The sequence below is a fragment of the Aeromicrobium sp. P5_D10 genome (assembly GCF_054049535.1).
Genome location: NZ_JBFUME010000013.1, coordinates 61,994 through 73,164, shown reverse-complemented (window position 1 = coordinate 73,164; position 11,171 = coordinate 61,994). Strand labels below are relative to the sequence as shown.

At 64.6% G+C, this 11,171-nt stretch carries 9 protein-coding genes and 2 pseudogenes; 9 read left to right on the top strand and 2 right to left on the bottom strand.

Annotated elements, in window-relative coordinates:
- The 4 genes and pseudogenes from ACXJKC_RS20645 to ACXJKC_RS20630 all read left to right on the top strand — a co-directional run.
- A pseudogene (locus tag ACXJKC_RS20645) lies at positions 1-189 on the top strand (hypothetical protein); the annotation flags it as partial.
- A gap of 148 nt (positions 190-337) precedes the next feature.
- Entirely contained in the window at positions 338-1,759 is a 1,422-nt protein-coding gene (locus ACXJKC_RS20640; RefSeq protein WP_456698636.1) for a fatty acid desaturase, read from the top strand.
- 3 nt (positions 1,760-1,762) lie between these two features.
- Positions 1,763-1,954, top strand: a complete 192-nt coding sequence (locus tag ACXJKC_RS20635; RefSeq protein WP_456698635.1) for a ferredoxin — start codon at positions 1,763-1,765, stop codon at positions 1,952-1,954.
- Between the two features lie 2 nt (positions 1,955-1,956).
- Positions 1,957-3,195, top strand: coding sequence for an NAD(P)/FAD-dependent oxidoreductase (locus tag ACXJKC_RS20630; RefSeq protein WP_456698634.1), 1,239 nt, complete (start codon positions 1,957-1,959; stop codon positions 3,193-3,195).
- Here the strand turns inward: ACXJKC_RS20630 and ACXJKC_RS20625 are convergent.
- Positions 3,158-4,405: a PucR family transcriptional regulator gene (locus ACXJKC_RS20625; RefSeq protein WP_456698633.1), complete on the bottom strand. Its 1,248-nt coding sequence runs from the start codon at positions 4,403-4,405 to the stop codon at positions 3,158-3,160. The genes ACXJKC_RS20630 and ACXJKC_RS20625 overlap by 38 nt on opposite strands.
- 150 nt (positions 4,406-4,555) lie before the next feature.
- On the opposite strand from ACXJKC_RS20625, the gene ACXJKC_RS20620 reads away from it, so the two are divergent.
- The 5 genes and pseudogenes from ACXJKC_RS20620 to ACXJKC_RS20600 form a co-directional block, all read left to right on the top strand.
- A complete protein-coding gene (locus ACXJKC_RS20620; protein ID WP_456698632.1) occupies positions 4,556-6,136 on the top strand; it encodes a long-chain-fatty-acid--CoA ligase in 1,581 nt (526 codons plus the stop codon).
- Positions 6,133-7,857 carry an aldehyde dehydrogenase family protein gene (locus ACXJKC_RS20615; RefSeq protein ID WP_456698631.1) on the top strand — a complete coding sequence of 575 codons (1,725 nt, stop codon included), beginning with the start codon at positions 6,133-6,135 and terminating at the stop codon, positions 7,855-7,857. Before ACXJKC_RS20620 ends, ACXJKC_RS20615 begins: the two co-directional genes overlap by 4 nt.
- A 57-nt stretch (positions 7,858-7,914) precedes the next feature.
- Positions 7,915-9,540: a GMC family oxidoreductase gene (locus tag ACXJKC_RS20610; protein ID WP_456698630.1), complete on the top strand. Its 1,626-nt coding sequence runs from the start codon at positions 7,915-7,917 to the stop codon at positions 9,538-9,540.
- Between the two features lie 96 nt (positions 9,541-9,636).
- Entirely contained in the window at positions 9,637-9,969 is a 333-nt protein-coding gene (locus ACXJKC_RS20605) for a helix-turn-helix transcriptional regulator (RefSeq protein WP_456698629.1), read from the top strand.
- A pseudogene (locus tag ACXJKC_RS20600) lies at positions 9,956-11,041 on the top strand (type II toxin-antitoxin system HipA family toxin); the annotation flags it as partial. The gene ACXJKC_RS20605 and the pseudogene ACXJKC_RS20600, both read left to right, overlap by 14 nt.
- Here the strand turns inward: ACXJKC_RS20600 and ACXJKC_RS20595 are convergent.
- Positions 10,964-11,158: a hypothetical protein gene (locus ACXJKC_RS20595; RefSeq protein WP_456698637.1), complete on the bottom strand. Its 195-nt coding sequence runs from the start codon at positions 11,156-11,158 to the stop codon at positions 10,964-10,966. The pseudogene ACXJKC_RS20600 and the gene ACXJKC_RS20595 overlap by 78 nt on opposite strands.
- Positions 11,159-11,171: the final 13 nt, after the last annotated feature.

The window sequence follows — 11,171 nt, the reverse complement described above, 5'->3', positions numbered from 1 at the left end:
AAGGATGCCGATGAGTTGGCGTCCGAGGCCGGTATCGCGATGCCGGCTCTGCCGCCGGTGCCGTTGCAGTTGGAGACCTCTGATGGTCGTGAACGTCGTGGTCAGCGGGCGCCGGGCGCGTGGTGCCGCGAGAACGGCGTCACCCCACCCCCAGGATCCTTCGGGGTGTTCGACGAGGTCCTGGTCTGACGTGACCCGCGTAACAGCTGTTTTGGACTATTGCCCAATCACCAGAGCGAGATTTGGCGATTTTAGTCGAGAATGCGGTGCCCAGACTGTGTCATTGTCTGAATAGACATAGTGATCGACCCGCATCAACACGATTGAGGAGGAGCCCATGACGACATCGGACACGGGTGCAGCGAACGTCGCCTATCAGGCGGCGAAGTGGAAGGACCGGAAGCGATACCTGTGGGTCATGGGCTTGGTGGTCCCAGTTCTCCCGCTGGTCGGCATCGCTTTGCAGAGCACGACCGGAGTGGGCGCCTGGCTGTGGCTCGCGCCGGTTGTCTTCTTGGGTCTGGTCCCGTTGATCGATTTGATCACCGGGCGCGACAACACGAATCCTCCCGACGAGATCATCGACGCGTTGGAGAACGACAAGTACTACCGCTGGGTCACCTACGCCTACCTCCCGGTCCAGTACGCGGGCTTCGTTCTGGCCATGTGGTTCCTGGCCACCCACGATCTCGCTGTCATCGACAAGATCGGCCTCGCGGTCTCGATCGGCACCGTCGGGGGAGTCGCCATCAACACGGCGCACGAGCTCGGCCACAAGAAGGAAAGTCTCGAACGCTGGTTCTCCAAGATCGCCTTGGCCCAGACGTTCTACGGCCACTTCTACATCGAGCACAACCGCGGCCACCACGTCCGGGTCGCGACGCCCGATGACCCGGCGAGCAGCCGCATGGGTGAGAGCTTCTACCGTTTCTGGCCCCGCACGGTGCTCGGATCGCTGTCGAGCGCGTGGCATGTGGAGAAGAAGCGTTACGGACGCAAGGACAAGCATCCGTTCCGGATCGGCAATGACGTCCTCAACGCCTGGCTGATGTCGGTCGTTCTGTGGGGAGGCCTTATCGCGTGGCTGGGTGTGGGCATCGTGCCGTATCTCGTGATCCAGGCGGTCATCGGATTCTCGCTGCTGGAGATCGTCAACTACATGGAGCACTACGGCATGCTCCGCCAGAAGGTCGGACCCGAAGGTCGGCAGCGCTTCGAGCGGGTCACCCCCGAGCACAGCTGGAACTCCAACAACATCGCGACCAATGTGCTGCTTTACCACCTGCAACGACACAGCGATCATCACGCGAACCCGACCCGGCGGTACCAGGCGCTTCGCGACTTCAAGGAAGCGCCCGTACTTCCGACGGGCTACACCGGCATGATCGCGGTCGCCCTGATCCCGCCGTTGTTCAGCCGGGTCATGGATCCGCGGGTCGCCGCGCACTTCGACGGCGACATCACCTTGGCCAATCTGCAGCCCGGCAAGCGTGCCAAGTTGCTCAAGAGGTACCCGGCCCCGGTGGCACGTGAGCAGGTCGAGCGTGTGGCGGACCCCACGGTGCAGACATTCGACGATGACGTCTTCGCTGCGCGCTGTCCGGGCTGCGGATTCGTGTACGAGGTCGAGGCGGGCAATGAGCTCGAGGGGTTCGCGGCCGGGACCCCCTGGTCGCAGATCCCGGATGACTGGTGCTGCCCGGACTGTGGTGTGCGCGACAAGATCGACTTCGTCGCGCTGACCAGCGCGGAGGTCTAGACCATGATGATCACGGTGGATCGCGACAAGTGCGAGGGCCTTGGCATGTGCGAGGCGATGGCCCACGAGTTCTTCGAAGTCGGCGATGACGGGGATCTGGAGATCCTCCAGGAGAATCCTCCGGAGGACGCCCGCAAGGACGTACTGGCAGCGATCAATTCGTGCCCCGTCGCGGCGCTGACGTTGCAGGACTGATCGTGGATCCCGCCGCGGTCCCTGAACGACTCGTCATCGTCGGCGCCTCCCTGGCCGGTCTCCGCGCCGCGGAAGCCGCCAGGGCGACCGGGTGGTCCGGCACCCTGACGTTGGTGGGGCAGGAAGATCACCTGCCGTACGACCGTCCGCCGCTGTCGAAATCGATGCTCGACAGCGGCGCGGCCGATGAGGTGTCGGTATTCCGCAGTCGTGACGAACTCGAATCGCAGCTGGGTGCCGAGCTCGTTCTGGGGTCGCCCGCGACCGGACTGGACGTGCCCGGTCGACGGGTCATGGTCGGCGAGCAGTCCGTCGACTACGACGCACTGATCCTGGCGACCGGTTCGCAACCTCTGACGTTACCGGGAACCGGCGATCTGCGAGGCGTGCATTGTCTACGCACGCATGAGGACGCGGTTGCCGTCCGGCAGGCGCTCGATCGTGGCGCACGGACTGTTGTCATCGGGGCGGGTTTCATCGGCTCGGAGATCGCGTCGGCCGCGCGCAAACGCGGTCTGCCGGCCACGATCGTCGAGCAGATGCCGGTGCCGCTGACCCGGTCTCTCGGGCCTGAACCCGGAGAGATCTGTGCGGATCTGCATCGAGCGGCAGGTACTCAGCTGCGTCTGGGTCGCGGCGTCGTCGGACTTCTCGAATCTGGTGGGGCAGTCACGGGGGTCGAACTCGACGATGGCGAGATCATCGATGCCGACCTGGTCGTGGTCGGCATCGGCGTGCGTCCGGCCACGAGTTGGTTGGAGGGCAGCGGGCTCGCCCTGCACGACAAGGATCGCGGGATCCTGTGCGACGAGAATCTGGCGACCTCGGTGCCGGGAGTGTGGGCGGCCGGAGATGTCGCCCACGCGCCCAGCGCCGTGTTCGACGGTGATCTGATGCGAGCTGAGCACTGGACCAATGCGGCCGAACAGGGCGCACTCGCCGCGAGGAATGCCGTCGGGACGGGGCAGCGTGAATCGCTGGACTCGGTGCCGTACTTCTGGTCGGACTGGTACGGGCACCGGATCCAGTTCGTCGGCACCCCCGACGCCGACGAGGTCGTGGTGTTCGGGCCCCGGGGGCCGGGCACGATCGTCCTGTATCGCAGGCGGGAGCGTCTGGTCGGCACGCTGACGATAGACCGGCCGCGCGACATCATGAAGTTCCGGCGTCGAATCCTGGAGCCGGACGGCTGGGCAGCCGCGGTCACGGCCGCTCAGGGACGGGTCGCGGCCGCGTCATGAACATGTCGAAGTAGCGCAGCGCGAGTTCCAGTTCGGTCGATGCCTTGGACACCGGATGGCCGATGATCTGCTCGGCCTGACTCACCCGGTAGCGCACGGTGTTCTTGTGCACCGACAGAATCTGCGAGGCGTCCTCGACGCTGCCGCTCGTCAGCAGAGCGCGCAGAGTGTCGCGCAGGCGCGCCGCTGCATCACTGTGGTCGGCGAGTTCCCCCAGTGTCCTTGCCGTGAATCGACGAGCCGCGTCGGGTGAACCCGACAAGAGCGACAGCAGCTCGACCTCGGAGAACAGCGTCAGCGGGCGTGGGACGCTGGCCTGCAAGGCGATCATCTGAGCATCCTGGGCTTCTCGATACGACAGGCAGAAGCCCTCGATGCCTTGCGCCGGGGTGCCCACCGCGACCATGATCTCCTGTTCGGCGAGCCATGGGCCGCACTCATGCAGTCCGCTCAGGTCGGGCTTGGATCGGGTCGCCAGCCAGCACCACAGATCGCGTCCGCCGGGACTGACCACGACCGGAAGTCCCGGACCGATCTGACGGGCCAGTCGAGCCGCCGCGGTATCGAGGTCGGCGACCGAAGCATTGTTCTCGGTGTGCAGGAGGACGCACGTGTTGAACTCCGAGACGGGATGACCGCCCAATGAGGCCGACAGTCTGCGGGCGTCGATGACCTTGCCGGCCAGGGTCTCCCGCACGATGTCGAGGCGTTGCGCGGCGGCGCCTTGGAGCAGGCGATCGCGTTCGGCCTGGAACAGTTCGACGGACGATTCGACCGACGAGTCGAGCCAGGCGCTGACCCGCGTCCACAAGAAGACCAGTACTTCGGCCTTGTTGAGATCCGCATCATCGGTCTCGTCCACGACCGAGATGATGTAACCCCAGACCGCTTGTTGCGCCACCCGGTAGACGCGGAACAGTACCGTGAGCTGGTGCCCGCGCTGCGCGAGTTGGGTGGCCAGATCCGCTGCGGGCTTGACCAGGCGGACCTCGTGCGGCGGCTCACTCAGATTGGTCAGGAACGACACCCAGTGCGATCGCACTGCGGCCCTCACGGTGTGGCCCAGAACCGCATCCTCGACGAACTCGGGATTTTCCGCCAGGATCGGCGCCGCGATGAGGTCGATCCACTCGTCGATCCGGTCGGGCCGGGATTCCGCTGAGACGAATCCATCGACCCAAGACGCGAGCAAGCGATTTCCGTCTGTCATGTTCCGCCCTTGAAATTTAGACCAAAGTACAACCAGGTGCCCTGATCTTGGCATGTTTGGCCGAGATTGACCGCTGCTTTCTGTGTCAACGTATCAATGAGACCTGTGACACACCACCTGATCCCACCGAGTGACCGGAGACCTGAACTCATGGACAACCTTGCGACTCTTCTCGATGAGAGTGTGACGACGTATGCGCACCGTACGGCGATAGTCCTCGGCGATCGCCGAATGAGCTATGCCGAGCTGGACGCCGCCGCCAACCGGGTCGCGAATCTGCTCACTTCGCGCGGTATCGGGGTGGGCGACAATGTGGCGCTCAGCTGTCCGAACATCCCGCAGTTCACGATGATCTACTTCGGAATCCTCAAAGCCGGTGCGACGGTCGTGCCGCTCAACGTGCTGCTGAAGGCGCGCGAGGTCGCCTACCATCTCGAGGACTCCGAGGCGGTGGCACTTTTCGCATTCGAGGGATCGGCCGAGCTGCCGATCGGACGTGAGTGCAAGGCCGGCTTCGACGAGTCGGGCTGCCGGGAGTTCTTCCTGATCACCGCAGCGGATCACGCGGCCGATCCGGCGCTCGGCGAGGTCGAGACCTTCGGTACGGCGCTCGCGGATCAATCAGGGGCCTTCGACACGGTCGACGTCGACGCGGAAGCGACCGCGGTGATCCTCTACACGTCAGGCACGACAGGTCAGCCCAAGGGCGCGGAGTTGCGGCATCGCAACATGCTGGCCAATGCCCGCACGTGTTCTGAGCTGTTCGAGGCCGATCGCGACCGTCCCGACACATATCTGTGCGTGCTGCCGTTGTTCCATTCCTTCGGGCAGACCACGATCCAGAACAATGCGATCGGGCTCGGCTCGACGATCGTGATGCTGCCGCGGTTCGACGCGGCGACGGCGATCGCCGTGATGCTCCGGGAGAAGGTGAGCTTCTTCGCCGGCGTTCCCACGATGTACTGGGCGTTGCTCGGAGCTGTCGACGAGAACACCGACACCGCAGCACTCGCCGCCAATCTGCGGATCGCGGTCTCCGGTGGCGCGGCTCTCCCGATCGAGGTGCACAAGAACTTCCAGGAGCGGTTCGGCGTCACGATCCTCGAGGGATACGGCCTGTCGGAGACATCGCCGGTCGCCTCGTTCTCGCGGCTGGGTCAGCAGCCGCGAGTGGGTTCGATCGGGACGCCGATCCCCGGGGTGGAGATGAAGCTCATCTCACCGCACTCGTGGGACGAGATCGAGGACGGCGAAGGCGCGATCGGCGAGATCGCGATCAGGGGACACAACGTCATGGCCGGCTACTACCGGCGAGCCGCAGCCAGCAAGGACGTCCTGCACGACGGCTGGTTCCGTACCGGTGACCTGGCCCGACGCGATGAAGACGGCTGGTACTACATCGTCGACCGGGCCAAGGACTTGATCATCCGTAATGGATTCAACGTCTATCCCCGTGAGGTCGAAGAAGTCCTCGGCACCCATCCTGCTGTCTCTCTTGTCGCCGTGATCGGCGTGCCGCACCCGCAGTACGGCGAGGAGGTCAAAGCCTTCGTGATCCCCACACCAGGAACCGTGATCACGCCCGACGAGCTGATCAGTTGGACCGCCGAGCAGATGGCGGCATACAAGTACCCGCGGACCGTCGAGCTCGTCGACTCGTTGCCGATGACCGCGACAGGCAAGATCCTCAAGCGTGAGCTGAGCGCCGAGTCGGAGCTGGCCCGGGCATGAGCATCAGCGACAGCCAGCTGGGCACCGATCACCCGCGCCTCGACATCGCCCTTGACGATCTCGAACGGGGCGAGGCGGCGTGGGCGGCCACCCCGCTGGCGGCCCGCCGGGAGCTGCTCCAAGAGCTTCACGGTCGTACGGCGGCCAATGCCGAGGCGTGGGTCCGAGCCGCGCTGACGATCAAGGGCCTCGATGCCGACTCGCCCTTGGCGGGGGAGGAGTGGCTGTCCGGGCCGTATGCGCTGCTGACGAGTCTTGGTGCATTGGCCGAGAGCCTGGCCAAACTCGAAGCGGGCCGCAGCCCGCTCGACGGAGTCCACCTCGGTACCGCGCCGGGCGGCCGGGTCCTGGTCGAGGTCATGCCGCACGGGATCTTCGACTCGCTGCTGCTCAACGGCTACAGCGCCGAGGTCTGGATGCCTCCCGGCGTCGACGCCGAAACCGTGCGCCGTACGGCCGGCCTCGGGCAGCGTGCACCGGAGGCCACGGGCGGTATCGGGCTCGTGCTGGGTGCCGGCAACATCACCTCGATCGCCCCGCTGGATGTGCTGTACGAGCTCTACGCGCACAACCGCGTCGTGGTACTCAAACTCAACCCGATCATGGACCCGATGCTCGCGGTACTGTCCGACATCTTCGCGCCGTTGATCGACCGCGATATCGTGCGGATCGCAACGGGAGGGGCCGAGGTCGGAGCGTATCTGGCCCAGCACGAGCAGGTCGCCCACGTCCACATGACCGGCAGCGCCGCAACCCACGATGCGATCGTATTCGGACCCGGACCGGGCGGAGAACAGCGCAAGGGCGCCGGCACGCCGATCCTGGCCAAGCCGATCAGCAGCGAACTCGGCGGGGTGTCACCCACGATCATCTTCCCCGGAAAGTGGTCGAAGGCCGACCTGCGCTTCCAGGCAGAACACGTCGCGACTCAGCGCCTCCACAACGGAGGCTACAACTGCATCGCGGCGCAAACCGTCGTGCTGAGTTCGGGATGGGCGCAAAAGGACCAGTTCCTCGCCGAGTTGCGGAAAGCAATGGGTGGCGCTCCTGTCCGTGCGGACTACTACCCGGGAAGTAGGCAACGGGTGCAGTCGGCGGTCGATTCGTCACCGGACTCCGAACGGTTCGGTCCCGACGGTGAGCGAGTTCTCATCGCGGGGCTCCGTGCCACAGAGCAGCACCCCGTGATGACGACGGAGTACTTCGCACCGGTCCTGGGCGTCGTCGAGCTTCCCGAGGAGGGCCCGGCCTTCGCCGCGGCGGCGGTCGATTTTGTCAACACCCGGCTCGTGGGCACCCTGGGTGCCAACCTCATCGCCGATCCGGCCACGATCCGCAATCTCGACGATGCCTTCGACACGGCGGTAGAGCAGCTGCGTTACGGGACGATCGCGATCAATGCGTGGACCGGGCTGGGATATCTCACGGCCCGAGCGACGTGGGGTGCCTTCCCTGGTCACACGATCGACGATGTCCAAAGCGGGATCGGCGTCGTCCACAACGCTCTGCTGATCGACGGGCCCGAACGCACGATAATCCGCGGACCGTTCCGGCCGATCGGTCGTGCCCTGTTCAGCCGGCAGCCGACGATCTCGCCCAAGCCGCCGTGGTTCGTGACCAACAGGACCGCCCCGGCCACGGCTCGGCGCCTGACCCGGTTCGCGACCCGCCCGACCTGGTCGAAACTGCCGGCCATCTTCGCCTCGGCATTGCGCGGCTGACGTGCCGCTCACCCCCTTTGACTACCCGCGGGTGCTGCCCGCCGAATGGAGATCCAGATGAGCACGAATCACATCAGTACGGCCGACTACATCGTCGTGGGCAGCGGATCGGCCGGCGCTGTGGTCGCCGCCAGACTGAGCGAGGATCCGTCGACGTCCGTCGTGGTCCTGGAGGCCGGGCCGGCCGACAAGGACAAGTTCATCCATATCCCGGCGGCGTTCTCCAAGCTGTTCCGCAGTGAGGTCGACTGGAACTATGACACGGCGCCGCAGCCCGGGCTTGCCGGTCGCCGGATCTACTATCCGCGCGGCAAGATGCTCGGCGGGTCCTCCTCGATCAACGCCATGATGTGGGTCAGAGGCTTCGCAGCCGACTACGACGAATGGGCCAGCCACGCGGGTCAGGCCTGGGCCTTCGACAATGTCGTGAAGTATCTGCGCCGGATCGAGTCGATCGAGGGAGCGTCGGGTCCGGATGAGGGAACCGACGGTCCGATGGCGATCTCGCGACAGCGCAGTCCCAGGCCGTTGACGGCGGCGTTCCTGAAGGCCGCCGCCGAGACGGGGCATCGGGTCGAGCGGGCCAATCTCGCCGAGCCTCAGGGTTTCAGTCAGACCATGGTCAACCAGAAGCGGGGTGCGCGCTGGTCGACTGCCGACGGCTATCTCAAGCCCGCCCGCAAGAGGTCGAATCTGACCGTGCTGACCGGGGCGCACGCGACCCGTGTGATCTTCGACGGCGACCGGGCGACGGGTGTCGAGTACCTGACCGATGGTGTCCGCCATATCGTGCAGGCGCGCCGAGAAATCGTCCTGTCGGGGGGCGCGATCAACACGCCGCAGCTGTTGATGCTGTCGGGCATCGGAGCTGCCGACGAGCTGACGGCACAGGGCATCGCGGTGCAGCACAACCTCCCGGAGGTGGGCAAGAATCTTCTGGATCATCTTGTGGCGCTGATCGCGTTCGATGCGAACCAGGACACGCTGTTCGCTGCCGAGAAGATTCCCCAGCTCGTCAGCTATCTCGCGCGACGTCGTGGAATGCTGACCTCGAATGTGGCCGAGGCCTATGGATTCGTCCGCAGCCGGCCCGATCTCGATCTGCCGGACCTGGAATTGCTGTTCGGGCCGGCGCCCTTCATCGGCGAGGGATTGGCTGAACCCACACGCCACGGCGCCGCGATCGGCACGATCCTGGTCAAGCCCCGCAGCACCGGCGAGGTGCGGTTGGCCTCCGCGGATCCCATGGCCGCCCCGATCGTCGATCCGCGCTATCTCAGCGATGTCGGCGGCGTCGACCGGGCTGCGATCCTGTCGGGCCTGCGGACGTGTCTGGCGATCGCGGCGGCACCCGCGCTCAAGCGTCACCTAGGAGGCTATATGCAGCCTGCGGTCTCCGGATCGACACCCGACGAGGAGGTCATCGTGCAGGCGTTGGAGCAGCACGCCCACACGTTGTACCACCCGGTCGGCACGTGCCGCATGGGCACGGACGAGGCCAGCGTCGTCGATCCGGAGCTCAACGTCCGGGGAGTTCAGGGGCTCCGGATCGCGGATGCTTCGGTGATGCCCACGATCATCCGCGGGCACACACATGCCCCGTCCGTCGTGATCGGCGAGATGGCCGCCGATTTCATCCGCGGGAAGGTCGCACCCGAGCAGGTACGAACACTGCAACGGTGACAGCTCAGAGCTTCTCAAGAATACGAAGTTTTAGTTTCGCTTAGAGACTTAAATGCTGCTATAGTTTACATTTACCGTATAAGGCGGTGAGTTGTGGTGGCCCGAGTTCAGACGTATTCTCCGCAGACCCGTGATGCCGTGCGGGTGCTGGGTCTTGAGATAGCGCGTGCGAGGCGTGAGCGTCGATGGACGATCGATGGGCTTGCTGAGCGGGTCGGCGTCTCACATGTCACAGTGCGTTCGGTCGAAAAGGGCGCTGTAACGGTCTCTATTGGCACAGTCTTCGAGATCGCCACAGTTCTGGGAATCGATCTGTTCGGTGCCGCTCCGGATGGGTTGTCGGATCTCGTGACGCTCAAACGTCAACAACTGGCCCTCCTGCCCGATCGAGTCCGTAGCTCGCCGAGGCCGGTTGATGACGACTTCTGAGCGTCAGGCATTCGTCTGGGTCTGGCTCCCCGGCGCAACCGAGCCTGTTGTTGCCGGTCGACTCGACGTGGACCGCGAAGTGGTCTTCTTTACCTATGGTCGGTCGTATCTGGAGCGATCCGATTCCATCTCGTTGTATCTGCCAGAACTCCCGCTCCAACGCGGTCCGATCCGGCCAGGGGCCGGATTGTCGGTCGCTGGCTGCATCAATGACGCGGGGCCCGATTCATGGGGGCAGCGCATTATTCTGGCGCGACACTTCGGTCGACTGAACGTGAACAGTGACACGGGTGATCTCGGTCTGCTGACATATCTGCTCGAGTCGGGATCGGATCGTATCGGTGCCTTGGACTTTCAGGCCAGTGCTACTCGGTATGAGCCTCGGGTTGGACGTGCCTCGTTGGTCGAGATGCAGTCAGCCGCTGACATTCTGCAGGCGGGCGAGCGACTTTCGACGGCGCTCGCCGATGCTCTACTGCGAGGAACCTCGATCGGAGGTGCACGTCCCAAGGTTCTTCTTGACGACGACGACCGAAAGCTGATCGCCAAACTGTCATCGACGACAGATACGTATCCGGTGGTGAAGGCCGAGGCCGTCGCCATGGATCTCGCCAGGCGATGCGGCATCAATGTTGCGCCGGTGGAGGTCATCGCGTCGGCCGGCCGAGACGTTCTCCTGGTCGAGCGCTTTGACCGGCCCCATGCCAACGGCGAGCGCCGTTTCATGGTTTCGGCGCTGACGATGCTCGGTCTCGACGAGATGATGGCCCGCTACGCGACCTATCCCGATCTCGCCGATCTCATCCGCAAACGATTCACCAATCCGTCTGCAACGTTGCGGGAGCTGTTTCGACGAATCGTTTTCAATATCTGCGTGGGAAACAACGATGACCATGCGCGGAATCACGCTGCGTTCTGGGATGGTCGTCAGCTCGCCCTGACGCCCGCCTACGACATCTGTCCACAGCCGCGTTCCGGTACTGAGTCATCTCAATCAATGGCGATCGGGCGTGCGGGCGAACGTGAAAGCAGGCTTGCGATCTGCCGGGATGCCGGAGAGACGTATTTGCTCAGCCGGTCCGAGGCGGCTGAGGTCATCGACGAGGTGCTGACGGTCATCAATGAGGAGTGGGATGAGGCAGCTGAGCTGGCTCGTCTCACGGTTCAGGACAAGCAGCGTCTCTGGCACCGGCAAGTCCTCA